This is a genomic window from Streptococcus mitis bv. 2 str. SK95, from assembly GCF_000222705.1.
GTDB lineage: Bacteria > Bacillota > Bacilli > Lactobacillales > Streptococcaceae > Streptococcus > Streptococcus mitis_AY.
Window position 1 is genome coordinate 26,768 of record NZ_AFUB01000001.1, and the last position, 17,597, is coordinate 44,364.

The window sequence follows — 17,597 nt, forward strand, 5'->3', positions numbered from 1 at the left end:
ATTTGAGAAAAAACCAGTGAAAAATACAATTCACTGGTTTTTGAGGTTAATAACGTTGTTTATATGGCTGATTAAAGGCGTTTAGGATATCATCAGATGTTTCAGAATATGCTTTAACTTCTTTAAAATCACCTTTAACAATAATCCGCTCTGTCGCATTATAGTCCACACAAGTTACCAATGTGATTTCTTTAATACCATCACGATCTTCAATTTCGTCAACGCGATCAGGCGTTACGTGCTTCACCTCACGAATCTCATAGGTGTATACTTTATCTTTATCAGTCAGATAGATTTTCATCCCTGCCTTGGCATTGACCAAAGGTGAAAAGAGCATCTGACTCGCATTCTCAGCAGTAAAGATATGGTGGCTGGCTAGTGAATAGTTGCCTTCTCCCATTTTCTGATTTGCTTTCATGGTTCCTGCTCCATAGAACAAGTTTACATTATCCAAACCTTTAAAAATAGGCAGGTTGATCTCTACTTCAGGAATGGCAATCCCTCCTATAACTGGAAGTTGCTGAGCATCCCACTGGGCAGCTAACACCGCTTCCGATGAAATGGATTTGACAGAATCAAAATCAAAATTTCCCTCTGTTTCTTTATTCTCTTCAATCTTTTCCTTAGTCACCTGACTGACCTGGTATTTATTGGTATTCCAAACCATAAAGATGTCACGAATTTGAGCATTAAAAATCAAGGCAAGGGATAGAAGAATCAAGAAACCGGCTAAAATATTGAGAAATAGATTCCTACGCTTATTCTTCTTACTTTTTATTTTTTTATGAGACATTATGCTTTACCTTCTGTTTCAATTTCAGTCCCAACTTCTTCTTTTTCTGCTGCAGCAACTGTTGTAAAGGTCACAATCTTGGCATCTTGGTCTAGACGCATCACCTTAACTCCCATAGTTGAACGTCCTGTTTGTGAAATATTGGCAACGTTTGTTCGGATCATGACACCTGTATCCGTGATAATCATCAGATCTTCATCACCTTTGACAGTGAGGAGGCCTGCAAGAGGACCATTCTTTTCAGCAACATTGGCTGTCTTCATCCCTTTACCACCACGGCCTTTAGTTGGATATTCAGTAGCAAGGGTACGTTTACCATAACCTTTTTCAGTGATGATAAGAACTTCATCCTGATCAGTAATCACGCTAGCACCAACTACTGTATCTCCTTCACGAAGATTAACTCCTCGGACACCCGTGGCGATACGACTCATTCCACGAACAGCTGACTGATTAAAGCGAACAGCATAACCAAACTTGGTACCAACAATGATATCTGTGTCTTCTTCTGTCAATAGGACATTAATCAATTCGTCTTCATCCTTGAGATTCAAGGCCTTAAGTCCATTTTGACGAATATTTGCAAATTCTTTAACACTGGTTCTTTTCACGATACCGTGACGAGTTGTGAAGAAGAGATAGGCATCATCACTACGTTCAGACTCAACGTTGATAATGGTCTGAATGCTCTCACCCTCGTCCAACTTCAAAAGATTGACAACTGGCAAGCCCTTGGCTGTACGACCATATTCTGGGATTTCATAACCTTTAAGGCGATAGACGCGTCCTTTATTGGTAAAGAAGAGCAAATGATCATGGGTGCTGGTTGAAACCAACTCACGCACAAAGTCATCATCCTTAACTCCAGTACCTTGAACGCCACGTCCACCTCGTTTTTGAGCTGTGAACTCACCTTGGTCCAGACGTTTGATGTAGCCCTTGTTCGAAAGGGTAATCAAAACATCTGTCTCCTCAATCAAGTCTTCGTCCTCAAGGGTCAAGACTTCTCCGACCATCAATTCTGTACGACGTTTGTCACCAAACTTGCGTTTGACTTCGTCCAATTCCTCTTTGATGATTTGAGCCACACGCTCTGGTTTGGCAAGAATATCGGCCAAATCTGCAATCAAGGCAATCAATTCATCATACTCTGACTGAATCTTATCTCGTTCCAATCCTGTCAAACGACGAAGACGCATATCAAGGATAGCCTGACTTTGACGTTCAGAAAGCTTGAACTTGCTCATCAACTCAGCTTGCGCTTCCGCATCTGTTTCACTAGCACGGATAATTCGAATTACTTCGTCGATATGGTCTAGCGCGATTAAAAGACCTTCTAAGATATGTGCCCGTGCTTCTGCTTTTTCTTTGTCAAAACGGGTACGGCGAACAACCACTTCTTTTTGGTGCTCGATATAAGCATCCAAGATTTGACGAAGGGACAAGATCTTCGGTACACCGTTTTGAATCGCCAGCATGTTGAAACCAAAGTTGGTTTGCATCTGGGTCATCTTGAAAAGGTTGTTAAGGATAACATTGGCAGACGCGTCGCGTTTGACCTCTATCACAAAGCGAACCCCTTCACGGTTGGACTCATCACGTACAGCTGTAATGCCCTCAAGGCGTTTTTCCTGAACCAAGCGAACAATATGCTCATGGACCTTGGTTTTATTGACCATGTAAGGGAATTCTGTTACAACGATGCGCTCACGACCCGTCTTAGTAGTTTCAATCTCTGTGCGAGAACGAAGAACAATGGAGCCTTTACCAGTCTCATAGGCCTTATGAATCCCTGATTTCCCCATAACAAGGGCACCAGTTGGAAAATCGGGACCAGGTAAAACTTCCATCAAGTCCTTAGTAGTCACATTCGGATTGTCCATGACGAGCTTCACAGCATCAATGGTTTCACCCAGGTTGTGAGGCGGAATATTGGTTGCCATCCCAACAGCAATCCCAGTTGCCCCATTTACCAAAAGATTTGGAAAACGGGCTGGCAAGACCAAGGGTTCACGTTCATTGGCATCGTAGTTATCTACGAAATCAACTGTATTTTTATTGATGTCACGAAGCATTTCCAGAGCAATCTTGCTCATACGTGCCTCAGTATACCGCTGAGCGGCAGCACCGTCTCCATCCATAGAACCAAAGTTCCCATGCCCATCGACAAGCATGTAACGATAGCTCCACCACTGGGCCATACGGACCATGGCTTCGTAAATAGAGGAATCCCCGTGTGGGTGGTATTTACCCATAACATCCCCTGTGATACGGGCTGATTTTTTATGAGGTTTGTCTGGAGTAACACCTAGTTCATTCATCCCGTAAAGAATACGGCGGTGAACTGGTTTTAAGCCATCTCGAACATCAGGAAGAGCACGCGCTACGATAACACTCATGGCGTAATCGATAAAACTGGTCTTCATCTCCTTTGTCAGATTGACATTCACTAAATTTTTATCCTGCATTAATAAATGCCTCATTTCACTATTAGTAATTAGATATATTATACCATAAAATGTCCTTTATTTCAGGCTTCTGAAACTACTAAAACGTTTACATCGATAACCGAATAGAATATTCGTGACAAAGCTTTTTAAAAGTGATAGAATGAAAGTGTCCGGGGATTCCCCTAAAAAAAATGAAGGAGATGTTTAGATAATGACTTCAACTAAACAACACAAAAAAGTGATCCTTGTTGGTGACGGTGCCGTAGGTTCATCTTACGCTTTTGCACTTGTTAACCAAGGAATTGCACAAGAGCTTGGAATTATCGAAATTCCACAATTACACGAAAAAGCTGTTGGTGATGCGCTTGACCTTAGCCACGCCCTTGCCTTCACTTCACCTAAAAAAATCTACGCTGCTCAATACTCTGACTGTGCAGACGCTGACCTTGTTGTTATCACTGCAGGTGCTCCTCAAAAACCAGGTGAAACTCGCCTTGACCTTGTAGGTAAAAACCTGGCTATCAACAAATCAATCGTAACACAAGTTGTTGAATCAGGTTTTGATGGTATCTTCCTTGTTGCTGCTAACCCAGTTGACGTTTTGACTTACTCAACTTGGAAATTCTCTGGATTCCCTAAAGAACGCGTTATCGGTTCAGGTACTTCACTTGACTCAGCACGTTTCCGTCAAGCACTTGCCGAAAAATTGGACGTTGATGCTCGTTCAGTTCACGCCTACATCATGGGTGAACACGGAGACTCTGAATTCGCTGTTTGGTCACATGCCAACATCGCTGGTGTAAACCTTGAAGAATTCCTTAAAGACACTCAAAACGTTCAAGAAGCTGAATTGATTGAATTGTTCGAAGGTGTTCGTGATGCTGCTTACACAATCATCAACAAAAAAGGAGCTACATACTATGGTATCGCCGTAGCACTTGCTCGTATCACAAAAGCAATTCTTGATGACGAAAATGCAGTACTTCCACTTTCTGTATTCCAAGAAGGTCAATACGGTGTTAAAAACGTCTTTATCGGTCAACCAGCTGTTGTTGGTGCACACGGTATCGTTCGTCCAGTAAACATCCCATTGAACGATGCGGAAACTCAAAAAATGCAAGCATCTGCTAAAGAATTGCAAGCAATCATTGATGAAGCATGGAAAAACCCTGATTTCCAAGCAGCTTCTAAAAACTAATTAAAAGAAGGTTCTCATTTCATGGGAGCCTTTTTCTTTTTGCACAGAACGATAAAATCATATTTTCCAAAACAAAAAAGCCTATCAACCAAGCAATGAAGCTTGATACAATAGGCTTTTTCTAAATTCATTATTTAACAGCGTCTTTAAGAGCTTTACCAGCTTTGAATGCTGGAACTTTAGAAGCTGCGATTTTGATTTCTTTACCAGTTTGTGGGTTGCGACCTTTACGTGCAGCACGCTCACGAACTTCAAAGTTACCAAAACCGATCAATTGAACTTTTTCACCAGCTGCAAGGTATTCAGTTACTGCTGCAAATACAGCATCAACTGCTGCTGCTGAATCTTTCTTAGTCAATTCTGTAGCTTCTGCTACTTTAGCGATCAAATCTTGTTTGTTTGCCATGTTAATAATTCCTCCAAATAATTTCTAATTAACAAATATAATCATATCCTAAAATTGCCCACAGGTCAAGTCAAAAACGCTATTTCTAACGATTTTTCTCTATTTTTTTAGGAATGATATCGAACCAAGATGGCCCACGCATTTTCACCTGTGTGGGTTTGAATGATGGAGCCTGTTTCCAGTACTGAGATTGGTTTTTCGACATAAGTTTGTAAAACATTCTTCATCTCATTGGCCCATTCATTGGTACCAGCGTAGGAAATTCCAATCTCTGCAACCGATTTATGAGAAAGGGTCTCGACCAACTCGTCAAGCCATTTTTTAAATGTCTTAGCACCGCGCCCTTTTACAATAGGTTGCAGTTCGTGGTTTTTCATCTGCATTACTACACGAATATTTAACAGAGAACTGATCAAGCCTGTCACACGCCCAATACGACCACCTTTGACTAAATTTTCCAAAGTCGAAACACCGATATAAAGTTCAGTATGATTTTTCACATCTTCCACACGTGCCAAGATAGTTTCTAAATCTTTGCCTTCTTGGGCAAGTTTAGCAGCTTCAACAACTTGAAACTTCATCGCCTGGTCTGTAAAAGAACTATCAATAACGATCACATCAGCGCTAGAGAGGCTTGCTCCTTGGCGAGCAGCTTCAACAGTTCCAGACAAAGCATGGGACATGTGAATAGCGAGTATCTGACTGCCGTCTTTACCTAGTTCTTCAAAAACTTCAGCAAATACTCCCACTGGAGGCTGACTGGTTTTGGGTAGGTTTTTACTTTGCTGCATAAGATGAAGGAATTCTCCCTCTTTCAAATCTGCATCAGAATAAAGGATACCATCAATCATCACAGATAAAGGAACAACGGTGATATTTAATTCTTTAACCACTTCTGGTTCAATAGTAACAGAGGAATCCGTTACAATTTTTACTTGTGTCATATCTTCAATCTTTCTATTCTTCTCAATAAGATAGGGATTTATCACCTTTATTATATCAAAAAATTGTTAAAAAATCATAATGAATCCAATGAAAAAGCTTGGAATTTTGGTATAATCTATCTATAGAAAAGCGAGGGAGAATCATGATCCGAAAAGTTCAGCCTATTGTCACTATCATACTTGGGGCAGCTATTTATGCCTTTGGTCTCACCTATTTTGTAGTTCCTCATCATTTGTTTGAAGGCGGAGCAACTGGTATCACATTGATTACCTTCTATCTCTTTAAAATTCCTGTCTCAGTGATGAATCTCTTGATTAACATCCCTCTCTTTATCTTGGCCTGGAAGATTTTTGGTCCTAAAACGCTCTACTCCAGCCTTTTGGGAACCATTTCCCTCTCGATCTGGCTTGCTGTCTTTGAACGAATTCCTTTACAATTTGACTTGCAAGGTGATCTCATTATTGTCTCTTTAGTTTCTGGTGTTTTACTGGGAGTTGGTTTAGGAATTATCTTTAATGCTGGTGGTACAACAGGTGGATCAGATATTGTTGCTCGCATCCTCAACAAATACACCAATATCTCAATTGGAAAATTGCTTTTCTCGCTTGATTTCATTATTCTAATGTTGATTTTGATTATCTTCCAAGATTTGCGCCTAGTGACTTATACCCTCTTATTTGACTTTATCATCGCTCGTGTTATCGACCTGATCGGTGAAGGAGGTTATGCTGGTAAAGGATTTATGATTATAACTCAATTTCCAGATCGGTTAGCCGAAAAAATTAACGATGAACTCGGACGCGGCGTAACCTTTATATCTGGTCAAGGTTACTACAGCAAAAAGGATTTAAAAATTATCTACTGTATCGTCGGTCGAAATGAAATCGTTAAAATGAAGGATGTGATTCACCAAGTCGATCCTCAAGCCTTTATCACCATCACAGAGGCTCATGAAATTCTGGGGGAAGGATTTACTTATGTAAAAGATTAAAAAAGCTGGGAATTCCCAGCTTTTATTCTTCTTCAGAAAGTGTAGAGTGACGATAGCCATAAGTAAAGTAAATCACTAGTCCAACCAACAAAGCAAATCCAAAGGCAATCCATGTTTCCTTGGTGTACTGAAGCATAAAGGAAACACAGATAAGAATGGAGAGAATAGGCAAGAGCGGCACTAAAGGAGTTTTGAATTCTCCTTCTTTTGGCACGCCCTTATCCTTTCTGAGCTTGATAATACCGTAGGCAAGTAGAATTAGATAGGCTAGTGTACAGATATTTAAAAAAGCAGCGATACTGGCTAGCGGAAAGACTCCTGCTGCAATGGCTGAAGCAATTCCTGTTAAGATGGTCGCATTCTTTGGAACCCGGCTAGTTTTACTTAGCTGTTTAAAACTTCGAGGTAATAGACCATCACGTGCTAAGCTGTAAATCATTCGAGACAGAGCGTAGGTCATGGAAATACATACGGTTATCAGGGTTAGAATAGCTACCAGTGAAACATAGTTGGCTGCCCAGCCAATTCCGATACTACGCAATGAAAAGGCCACTGCATCATCCACATTGAGTTGGCTATAGTGAACAATCCCAGTCAATACTATTGTTACCAAGGCATAGAGAATGGTGACGATTGTCAGAGAAAGCACGATTCCGCGGGGAATATTTTTTTGCGGACTTTGAATTTCATCAACTGCCATGGAAATCGACTCAAATCCGAGAAAACCGAAGAACATCAAAGAGGCTCCTGCCATAATCCCAGTACTTCCTCCATAAAGCTGACCAAAACCAAAAGGAGCAAAATTCGTCCAATTTTCAGGATTGATGTACCAAATACCTACTAGGATAAATAAGGCAAGAGCAGAGAATTTCAAAACTACTAAAAGCGAATTAAAGCGCAAGGCTGCCTTAGAATTTAATAAAACCAATCCTGTTACCAAGATCAGTACCAGAATAGGCAGAAGGTCGATATAGGTGCCTTGTTCAGGGTTAAAGGTGCCATTCAAGGCTTGAGGCATGGAGATACCATAATTACTGAGCAATCCCTTAAAGTAAGCTGCCCAGCCAGACGCCACACCTGAAACAGCCGTCATGAATTCCATGATGGTCAACCAGCCAGCAATCCATGCTGGTAATTCTCCTAAAATCGCATAGAGATAGCTATACGCGCCCCCAGTTGCAGGAACACGAGAGGCAAATTCTGCAAAAAATAAGGCTGATAGAGAAACACACAGGGCAGAAATCACGATGGAAACCACTAGTGATGGACCAGCTAGGGTAGCCGCTGCTGTTCCTGTAATGGTGAAAATCCCTGTCCCCACCATGGCACCGATCCCTAATAGAATCAAATCCCATAATTTCAAATGGCGACGCATTTCCGTTCGCCCCAGACTAACATCCTTGGTTCTAAAAATATTCATACTTCATCTCCACTAAATGTAATTGTTTTATTTTACCATATAAAAGTATTTTTGTGAATATTTATTAGGTCCTTTTTTGAAAAAAATTCTGAACAGAAAGGATTCCTGTTCAGAATTTGCATATTCTTACCCAACTGATCCTTCCATCTCATAGCTAATCAAGCGATTCAGCTCAACTGCGTATTCCATTGGAAGTTCTTTTGTGAAGGGTTCGACAAATCCCATGACAATCATCTCAGTTGCCTCAGATTCTGACAAGCCACGGCTCATGAGGTAGTAGAGTTGTTCTTCTGAAATCTTAGATACCTTGGCTTCGTGCTCCAAAGCAACTTGCGAGTTATGGATTTCATTAAATGGAATGGTATCAGATGCTGACAAGTCATCCATGATAATGGTATCACACTCGATGTGAGAAACAGATTTCTTAGAGTTCTTGTTAAAGGTTACTTGTCCACGGTAGTCCACCTTTCCTCCACCTTTAGCAATAGACTTAGACACGATAGACGAGCTGGTATGCGGAGCGTTGTGGATCATCTTGGCACCCGTATCTTGGTGTTGCCCAGCATTAGCAAAGGCGATCGAAAGCATGGTACCACGCGCCCCTTCTCCATCTAGGTAAACAGATGGGTATTTCATGGTTGTTTTGGCACCCAAGTTTCCATCAATCCACTCAACAGTCGCATCTTTCAAAGCTTTGGCACGTTTTGTTACCAAGTTATAGACATTATCAGACCAGTTTTGGATAGTTGTATAACGCATGTAAGCTCCGTCCAAGGCGAAGATTTCTACAATGGCTGCATGCAAACTGTTGCTTGAGTAAGTCGGTGCTGTACATCCTTCTACATAGTGGACGCTTGCTCCCTCATCAACGATAATCAAGGTACGTTCAAACTGACCTGTATTTTCGTTGTTGATACGGAAGTAAGTTTGAAGCGGAATGTCTACCTTGACCCCTTTCGGTACGTAGATAAAGGTTCCACCAGACCATACTGCTGAGTTAAGGGCAGCCAACTTGTTATCAGTCGGTGGTACTAACTTCGCAAAGTATTGTTTAAACAAGTCTGGATATTCCTTGAGGGCAGAATCCGTATCTGTAAAGATAATGCCTAACTTCTCAAATTCTTCTTTCATGTTATGATAAACCACTTCCGACTCGTACTGGGCAGAGGCTCCTGCTAGATAAGCACGTTCAGCTTCTGGAATCCCGATACGTTCAAAGGTTTCTTTAATCTTTTCAGGTACATCATCCCAAGAACGGGCTGGTTTATCAGATGGTTTTTGGTAATAGATCAAGTCATCAAAGTCAATCTCTGACAAGTCCGCTCCCCAAGTTTGCATAGGCATTTTCTTGAAGGTTTCATAAGATTTCAAACGGAATTCCAACATCCACTCAGGCTCACCCTTGGCAGCTGATAATTCGCGAATGACATCTTCGTTCAAACCTTTTCCTGTCGATAGGACAGGCTCTACATCATCATGGAAACCAAATTTATATTCACCAAGATCAATTGGTTTTGGTTCTACTCTTTCTTCAGCCATAATTTCCTTTCTTTCTTCATTTCTAATGATTTATAAGACAAATGTAACTTGTCTTACTGTTTTTCTTGATCTTCAATTGTCTTCTTAAGGGCATTCCAAGCTAGGGTTGCACACTTGATTCGTTGAGGGAATTTGGCAACACCTGACAAGAAGGCTGCATCGCCTAGTTGATCTTGGCGGTCATCTTTTTGTCCTTGAACCATTTCAGAAAAAATGGTCGCAAGTTCTAAAATTTCTTGCTTGGTTTTTCCTAAAACGGCATCTGTCATCATGCTAGCAGAGGCAGTTGAGATGGTGCATCCTGAATTTAGAAAAGCAATATCTTCCAAACGATCATCTGCATCAAACTTGACAGATAGGTTGATAACATCACCACAGGTTGGATTGTTGAGACTGATTTGTTCAGCGTCTTCTAACTTCCCTTGGTGATGTGGATTTTTCGAATGGTCCGCTACCACTGCCATATAAAGGCTATCTAGTTTAGAAAGTGCCATTGAAAAACTCCTTTGTCTTTTGTAAGGCATCGACTAGCTTGTCGCAATCTGCCTTGGTATTGTAGAGATAAAAACTAGCACGAGCTGTTGCCGGGACTTCCAAATACTGAAGCAAGGGTTGCGCACAGTGGTGACCTGCTCGAACAGCCACTCCTTCATAATCCAAAGCGGTCGCAAGGTCGTGAGGATGAAGATCATCTAGGTTAAAGGCAATAACACCTGAACGTTGAGCCAAATCCTGAGAACCATAAATAGTCAATCCTTCAATGGCCTGCAGTTTTGGAAAGACATATGCAATCAATTCTTGTTCATGAGCTTCAATGGCATCCATACCAATCTTTTCCAGATAATCAACTGCAGTCGCAAGTCCAATAGCTCCTGCCATATTAGGAGTTCCAGCCTCAAATTTCCAAGGCAATTCCTTCCAACTAGCAGATTGCTCATAAACGAAATCAATCATTTCGCCGCCAAATTCTACTGGTGACATTTGTTCCAGATACTTTTCTTTACCATAAAGAACACCAATACCAGTTGGACCAGCCATCTTGTGACCTGAAAAGGCAAAGAAGTCCGCATCCAAATCCTGGACATCAATCTTCATATGGGGTGTAGACTGGGCGCCATCCACCACCATAATAGCTCCAACTTGGTGGACCATCTGAGTGATTTCTTTGATAGGATTGACCACACCAAGGACATTAGAGGCATGAGCTAGCGAAACAAACTTGACCTTGTCAGTCAATTTAACTCGCAAGTCATCCATATCCAGAGCCCCGTCCTTGAGATAGACATAGACAAGCTCTGCTCCAGTCTTTCGACAGGCTTCCTGCCATGGAATGATATTGGAATGGTGTTCCATGACGGAAATCAAGACCTGGTCTCCCTCAGTCAACACTTCCTCAGCGTAACGTGCTACCCAATTAAGACTGGTCGTCGTTCCTCTGGTAAAGAGAACTTCCTTTGTAGATCCTGCATTGATAAATTTACGAATGGTTTCACGAGCAGCTTCATAAGATGCTGTCGCTCTCTCAGCCAAGGTATGGACACCACGGTGAACATTGGCATTGTCCTGCTCATAGTAGCGGTTGATTATTTCCAGAACTGCTAGTGGTTTTTGTGCCGTCGCAGCATTATCCAGATAGACCAACGGTTCATCATTAATAATCTGGTCTAAAATCGGAAAATCCTTACGAATTGCTTCTACATCTAACATCGGTTTCCCCTTAGCGTTTTGACAATTTTTCTTCGACAGTTGCAATCATTTCATCGCGAACTTCCTTGACTGGAATCTCAACGATTACAGAACCAAGGAAACCACGTACAACCAAGCGTTCTGCTGTTGCCTTGTCCAAGCCACGGCTCATGAGGTAGTACATGTCTTCTGGACCTACCTGACCGATAGAAGCCGCGTGACCTGCAGTAACATCATTTTCATCAATCAAAAGAATTGGGTTGGCATCTGAACGAGCTTGGTCAGAAAGCATAAGAACTCGACTCTCTTGTTGGGCATCTGCTCCCTTAGCTCCCTTGATGATATGACCAATACCGTTGAAGGTCAAGGTTGCTTTCTCAAGAATAACCCCATGTTGGAGGATATTTCCGATAGAATTGCATCCGTAGTTAGTCACACGAGTGTCAATCCCTTGCACCTGACGGCCACTTGAAAGAGCTACGACTTTAAGGTCAGCATGGCTACCATTTCCAATCAAATCGCTATCAAAATCAGCAACAACATTTCCTTCGTTCATGACACCGATTGCCCAGTCAATGCTTGCATCGTTGCCTAGTTTACCACGACGGCTAATGTAGGCAGTGACATTTTCACCTAGACGGTCAATAGCCGCAAACTTCACTTGCGCACCTGAACGAGCAATCACTTCAACTGTGATATTTGCAGTTGCTTTTGCACTACCTCCACCTCGTGACTCTAGACGTTCAAGATAGCTTATTTTGGAGTTTTTACCAGCGATAATAAGGATATGCTTGTTAAATGGCACATCGCTATCGCTGTCTTGGTAGAAAATCCCTTCGATTGGCTCTTTAATCTCAACATTATCAGGAATGTAGAGAACAGCACCACTATTGAAATACGCTGTATGGTAGGCTGCCAACTTGTCATCGTCATACTTAACAGATGACATGAAGAACTCCTCAATAAGCTCTGGAATTTCTTCTAAAGCTGAGTGAAAATCTGTGAAGACAACACCTTGTTCAGCTAACTCAACTGGAATTTGTTCAAAAACAGTTTGGGTTCCTACTTGAACCAATTTCAAGTGATTGTCTAGAGCTGTGAAATCTGGAACATTTGCTGACGGCTCACTTTCTGTAATGGTTCCATCTCCCAGATTCCAACGGTGAAATTTCACACGCTCAATGACTGGTAATTCCAAACTCTCAATCTTATCAAAAGCTTTTTGGCGGAGGTCGGACAACCAGCTTGGTTCAGCGTGCATTTCTGAAAAAAGTTTAATAGTTTCTTTAGTCATTTACTTCTCCTAAAAGATACGAGGGAATTACAATTCTTCCTTGTAGTCATAGCCAAGTTCTTCAGCTAGTTTTGCGTATCCTTCACGTTCCAAACGGGCAGCCAATTCTGGACCACCAGAAAGGACAACACGACCTTCCATCATCACGTGTACCACGTCTGGTGTGATGTAGTTCAAGAGACGTTGGTAGTGAGTGATGATCATGGCACCAAATCCTTCACCACGCATGGCATTGACACCTTTAGAAACAACTTTAAGAGCGTCAATATCAAGACCTGAGTCAATCTCATCCAAAAGGGCAAAAGTTGGTTCCAACATCAAGAGTTGAAGAATTTCATTACGTTTTTTCTCACCACCAGAGAAGCCTTCATTGAGGTAACGCTCTGCCATTTCTTCTTTCATGTTGAGCAATTCCATTTTCTCGTCCAGTTTAGTGATGAACTCACGAACTGAAATCTTTTCATCGTCTTCTTTACCAGCATTCATGGCTGCACGAAGAAATTCTACATTGGTAATTCCTGGAATTTCAGATGGATATTGCATGGCAAGGAAAAGTCCCATACGCGCACGCTCGTCCACTTCCAACTCAAGAATGTTTACGCCATCAAACAAGACTTCACCTTTGGTAACTTCATAGTTAGGATTCCCCATGATAGCAGCAGAAAGAGTCGATTTACCAGTACCATTTGGTCCCATGATAGCTGCGATTTCTCCTGTTTTCAGAGTCAGATTGACCCCTTTTAAAATTTCTTTTCCTTCAATCTCAACGTGAAGATCTTTGATCTCTAATACTGACATGATAATTCCTTTCTTTTTCAAACATTTTGCTCAATACTTTAGGAAATTGCTTACAATCCCTAAAAAATAGGACAAAAGGTCAATAAATATACTCTACTAGTATAACAAAAAAAAGCCTAAAAGGCTTTGATTTTGTCTAGAAGCTGGGGGGCTAATCCTTGCGGTTTAAGTGTTGATCAATAGCGTCTACAATTTTTCCCATCAGATAACTTAACCTAAAGTTTCGAAAGAGTAAAATCGCCCAAAAAGCTGCCATAACGTAGCGACCAGTCATTAAAGATTCATTGAAAAAATAGGTCTCAGCAGCCGTGAATAACGCTATTATGATAAATTGTTGTCTATTCATAAGATTATTGTATCATGAAATCCATTTTTAGTCTTCTTCAACCATGACTTTATCAGCCAGAAATTCAAATCCTTCTGGAATTAGGCTCTCTTCTTCCATCTCTTGGTCAGCTTGAGAAGACTTGTTTTTAGCTGAAAATGCTGCTCGAACCTCTTTCCATTCCTCTAGGGAAATAGCCAGAATCTCAGGTGAAAATCCAGCTGCCTGGCTGAGAATATTGCCGAACATGGTATTGAGGTTATCACGTTTCATGGTTTGCCCTGCATTGAAATTAGACTCAAAGGCTAAAATAGCATGGTGTTCATTGGCCGCAACTGGTTGAGAACCTACGAGAAGAGCTTTATCCGGACCAGCTAAGCTTTCGATCACTTCTCCCCACGCATTCTGGAGGCGAATTAAGTTTTGACGTGCCAAATCAGGACTTTCGACAGCTTCTTGCAGGATAGACTGAACTTTGTTGCGATCCACTCGATAGACTGTCTTGGAAGTGGCTGGACGACTAGGAACTGGCGCAACTTGTTTAGGAGCCGTGCCCACATTGGCAAGCTCTTGTTTGAGACGGGCGACTTCCTGTCTCAGTGCAGAAATTTCACTTTCAACAGCTTCTGAAAGTACTGGTTCAGGCTTAATCTCCGCTAAACGAATGGTCATCATCTCAGCGTAAATCTTAGGTTGCAAGCTGGCCTTCATATCTGCTAAACTCACTGTCGCTAGACGAATCATTTCAAAGAGACTTTCCTGAGACAGAGCTAGATTGTCCATAAAAACTGAACTATGATGAGTATTTTCGCCACCTGTCTGAACAACCAGTAGATCACGCAAATACTGCAAGAGATCCGTCACAAAACGAGTCATACTCTTACCATTTTCAAACAAAAGATTCAGAGAATCAAGCGCTTTTGGAACATCCTGCTGGGACAAGGCAGCTACATAATCATCTAGTGCTGATAGACTAATAGTGCCTGTAATCTCCTCAGAGATAGCTGTAGTTAAAGCATTCCCTTGTGTCAAACTCAAGGCTTGATCCAGAATTGACAAGGCATCCCGCATCCCACCTTCAGCCCGTCTAGCGATAATTTCCACAGCCTCTGGTTCAGAACTGATATTCTCTTTTGACAAAATGGTTTGGATATGGTTCTTAATATCTTGCGTTCGAATCGATTTAAACTCAAAACGTTGGACGCGCGATAAAATAGTTGCTGGAATCTTGTGCAATTCGGTGGTCGCTAAAATAAAGACAACATTTTGAGTTGGTTCTTCTAGAGTCTTCAAAAGCGCATTAAAAGCTCCTGTAGACAGCATATGAACCTCGTCTATGATATAGACCTTATAACGTGCCAAACTAGGAGCATAGGTGGATTTATCACGAATTTCACGGATTTCATCGACTCCATTATTCGAAGCTGCATCCATTTCGATAACATCTTCTAGGCTACCTTCTGTCACTGCCTGGCAGATATAGCAGTTATTACATGGTTCTCCGTCCACTTGGTTCAGGCAGTTCATGGCTTTGGCAAAAATCTTGGCTACACTGGTTTTCCCAGTTCCACGAGGACCTGAGAAAAGATAAGCGTGACTAATCTTTTCCTGCTCGACCGCCTGTTTTAGGGTTTTAGCCACAACCTCTTGTCCGACCAATTGTGAAAAAGTTTGGCTTCTATATTTTCGATAAAGTGCTTGATACATTAGGCTTTCTCCTCAAACATCTTAAAGTTCCATTCTGTCTTCTCAAGCAAAATAGCGACATATTGTTCCAAGTAATCACGGTCAATGGCATTGTAATCATCAATAAGTGAAGAATCCAGGTCTAAAACACCCAGCAATCGACCATTATTAAGCATGGGAACTACGATTTCACTCTTAGCTTTACTATCACAAGAAATGTAGTTTGGATAGGTGCTCACATCGCCAACTAAAACAGTCTCTTGAAACTCAGCAGCTTCTCCACATACTCCTTTTCCAAGCGGAATGCGAATACAAGAAACACCACCCTGAAAAGGCCCTAAAACCAACTCGCTACCATCAAACAGATAAAAACCTGCAAATACAGTATTGGGAAAGCGAGATTTTAGAAGGGCACTAGCATTAGAAAGATTGGCAAGAACGTTGCTCTCACCTTCAAGTAAGTAGGAGAGTTCCTCGTTTAACAATTGATATTGTGATTGTTTTTCTGAATCTAACATAGAACTATTATATCAAAAATGGGAAAGAGACAAAAGAAAAATCCCTTGTTTTAAACAAAGGATTTTGTGATTATCAATTTGATTAAAGTTCGATATCACCGAACAAGTCAGCCATTGAGAATCCTGTTTGTGTTTCTGGAAGTTCGAAATCACGTTTTTCTTGACGTTTTGGACGACGTGGACGAGCAGCACGTTTTTCTTCTTTTTGTCCTTCTTCTTGAGCTGGACGTTCTTCAAGAGCTTTGATAGAAAGTGATACGCGTTCTGCGTCAGCGTTAACATCAAGGACTTTAACAGTAACTTCTTGACCAACAGTAAGAGCTTCTTTTGGATTTTCGATACGTTTGTGTGAAATTTGTGATACGTGAACAAGTCCATCGATACCTGGCAATACTTCAACAAATGCACCAAAGTCAGTCAAACGTTTAACTGTTCCTTCTACTACATCACCTTTAGCCAATTTTTGCTCAACACCATCCCATGGTCCAGGTGTTGTTGCTTTAAGTGAAAGTGATACGCGTCCTTCTTCTTCGTTAAGATCAAGGATCTTCACTTCAATTTCTTCACCAACAGTTACAACTGATTTAGGTGAAACGTTACGTTCGTGTGACAATTCAGTCAAGTGAACCAATCCGTCAACACCACCAAGGTCGATGAAAGCACCGAAGCTTGTGATACGAGCAACTTTACCAGTTACTACATCACCAACAGCCAATTTACCGAATACTTCAGCACGAGCTGCTGCAGTAGCTGCTTCAACAACTTCACGACGTGAAAGGATGAAGCGGTTTTCTTTAGGATCAACTTCCTTGATTTTAGCATCAAATTCTTGACCTACGAAACGCTCAGTGTTACGTACAAAACGAGTATCCAACATTGAAGCTGGGATGAATCCACGAACGCCTTCAAATTCTACTGAAAGTCCACCTTTAACGGCACGAGTTCCTTTAACAGTAACAACTTCTTCTTCGCGTCCTACAAGTTTGTCCCATGCTTTGCGAGCTTCAAGGCGTTTTTTAGATACAAGGTATGTAACTGTATCAGTATCTTTACCAACTACTTGACGAAGTACAAGAACATCCAATACTTCTCCTACTTTCACAAAGTCATTGATATCTGCATCGCGATCGTTTGTCAATTCGCGAAGAGTCAAGACACCTTCAACACCAGTCCCAGAGATTGCAACGTTAGCTTGAGTCGCATCAACTGTCAATACTTCAGCACTAACAACATCACCAGGCTCAACTTGGCTAACGCTATTTAGCAAATCTTCAAATTCGTTCATCTAAAAAATCCTCCAACAATCAAGTCTTTTCCAAAACTTGACATACTTATAATTTTTTTCCTAAGCACCCGCAAGAACATGTTCGTTTTGTTCATGTCTTTCAATATAAAAATAAAATACCCTAAGATATTTTTCTTTTTATCTTGAATTTATTACCTAAGAACTGGGGTAGCTGGATTCGAACCAACGCATGAGGGAGTCAAAGTCCCTTGCCTTACCGCTTGGCTATACCCCAATGATGAGATGGAGAGAGAGGGGATTCG

16 protein-coding genes and 1 tRNA gene are annotated in these 17,597 nt (G+C 41.4%); 2 read left to right on the forward strand and 15 right to left on the reverse strand.

The genetic code is table 11. The features are described 5' to 3' along the window. Positions 1-46: 46 nt before the first annotated feature. Entirely contained in the window at positions 47-793 is a 747-nt protein-coding gene (locus tag HMPREF9965_RS02860; protein WP_000018496.1) for a class A sortase, read from the reverse strand. Further along, positions 793-3,261, reverse strand: coding sequence for a DNA gyrase subunit A (gyrA, locus tag HMPREF9965_RS02865; RefSeq protein ID WP_001153012.1), 2,469 nt, complete (start codon positions 3,259-3,261; stop codon positions 793-795). Before gyrA ends, HMPREF9965_RS02860 begins: the two co-directional genes overlap by 1 nt. Positions 3,262-3,454: 193 nt before the next feature. Between gyrA and HMPREF9965_RS02870 the strand changes: the two genes are divergently transcribed. Then, positions 3,455-4,441 (forward strand): L-lactate dehydrogenase, encoded by a 987-nt coding sequence (locus HMPREF9965_RS02870; protein WP_000204721.1) that lies wholly within the window; start codon positions 3,455-3,457, stop codon positions 4,439-4,441. Positions 4,442-4,571: 130 nt separating this feature from the next. Here the strand turns inward: HMPREF9965_RS02870 and HMPREF9965_RS02875 are convergent, their stop codons facing one another. Then, positions 4,572-4,847, reverse strand: coding sequence for an HU family DNA-binding protein (locus tag HMPREF9965_RS02875; protein WP_001284636.1), 276 nt, complete (start codon positions 4,845-4,847; stop codon positions 4,572-4,574). A gap of 107 nt (positions 4,848-4,954) precedes the next feature. Further along, positions 4,955-5,791, reverse strand: a complete 837-nt coding sequence (locus tag HMPREF9965_RS02880) for a DegV family protein (protein WP_000195450.1) — start codon at positions 5,789-5,791, stop codon at positions 4,955-4,957. 143 nt (positions 5,792-5,934) lie between these two features. Between HMPREF9965_RS02880 and HMPREF9965_RS02885 the strand changes: the two genes are divergently transcribed. Next, positions 5,935-6,783: a YitT family protein gene (locus tag HMPREF9965_RS02885; protein WP_000619968.1), complete on the forward strand. Its 849-nt coding sequence runs from the start codon at positions 5,935-5,937 to the stop codon at positions 6,781-6,783. Between the two features lie 22 nt (positions 6,784-6,805). Here HMPREF9965_RS02885 and HMPREF9965_RS02890 read toward each other — a convergent pair whose 3' ends face one another. From HMPREF9965_RS02890 to HMPREF9965_RS02935, 11 genes are all read right to left on the reverse strand, one after another. Then, complete coding sequence (locus HMPREF9965_RS02890; RefSeq protein ID WP_001020292.1) at positions 6,806-8,203, reverse strand: APC family permease; 1,398 nt, start codon at positions 8,201-8,203, stop codon at positions 6,806-6,808. A 126-nt stretch (positions 8,204-8,329) separates the two neighbouring features. Further along, the gene (gene sufB / locus HMPREF9965_RS02895; protein WP_000797046.1) at positions 8,330-9,742 is read right to left on the reverse strand and encodes a Fe-S cluster assembly protein SufB; all 1,413 of its coding nucleotides are present in this window, start codon (positions 9,740-9,742) and stop codon (positions 8,330-8,332) included. A 53-nt stretch (positions 9,743-9,795) separates the two neighbouring features. Continuing rightward, positions 9,796-10,236 carry a Fe-S cluster assembly sulfur transfer protein SufU gene (gene sufU / locus HMPREF9965_RS02900; protein WP_001218466.1) on the reverse strand — a complete coding sequence of 147 codons (441 nt, stop codon included), beginning with the start codon at positions 10,234-10,236 and terminating at the stop codon, positions 9,796-9,798. Further along, positions 10,223-11,449 (reverse strand): cysteine desulfurase, encoded by a 1,227-nt coding sequence (locus HMPREF9965_RS02905; protein ID WP_000887690.1) that lies wholly within the window; start codon positions 11,447-11,449, stop codon positions 10,223-10,225. Before HMPREF9965_RS02905 ends, sufU begins: the two co-directional genes overlap by 14 nt. Positions 11,450-11,459: 10 nt before the next feature. Beyond that, positions 11,460-12,722 (reverse strand): Fe-S cluster assembly protein SufD, encoded by a 1,263-nt coding sequence (gene sufD, locus HMPREF9965_RS02910; protein WP_000159850.1) that lies wholly within the window; start codon positions 12,720-12,722, stop codon positions 11,460-11,462. Positions 12,723-12,749: 27 nt separating this feature from the next. Next, on the reverse strand, positions 12,750-13,520 hold the full coding sequence (gene sufC / locus HMPREF9965_RS02915) for a Fe-S cluster assembly ATPase SufC (RefSeq protein WP_000114497.1): 771 nt from the start codon (positions 13,518-13,520) through the stop codon (positions 12,750-12,752). A gap of 151 nt (positions 13,521-13,671) precedes the next feature. Next, positions 13,672-13,866: a DUF3272 family protein gene (locus tag HMPREF9965_RS0102075; RefSeq protein WP_001081604.1), complete on the reverse strand. Its 195-nt coding sequence runs from the start codon at positions 13,864-13,866 to the stop codon at positions 13,672-13,674. A gap of 27 nt (positions 13,867-13,893) precedes the next feature. After that, positions 13,894-15,552, reverse strand: a complete 1,659-nt coding sequence (gene dnaX, locus HMPREF9965_RS02920) for a DNA polymerase III subunit gamma/tau (protein WP_000283832.1) — start codon at positions 15,550-15,552, stop codon at positions 13,894-13,896. Then, complete coding sequence (locus HMPREF9965_RS02925; protein ID WP_000887138.1) at positions 15,552-16,049, reverse strand: GAF domain-containing protein; 498 nt, start codon at positions 16,047-16,049, stop codon at positions 15,552-15,554. The genes dnaX and HMPREF9965_RS02925 overlap by 1 nt, the downstream gene beginning before the upstream one ends. A gap of 82 nt (positions 16,050-16,131) precedes the next feature. Continuing rightward, a complete protein-coding gene (gene rpsA / locus HMPREF9965_RS02930; protein ID WP_001001617.1) occupies positions 16,132-17,334 on the reverse strand; it encodes a 30S ribosomal protein S1 in 1,203 nt (400 codons plus the stop codon). A 163-nt stretch (positions 17,335-17,497) separates the two neighbouring features. Beyond that, a tRNA-Gln gene (locus HMPREF9965_RS02935) sits at positions 17,498-17,569 on the reverse strand. Between the last annotated feature and the right edge of the window lie 28 nt (positions 17,570-17,597).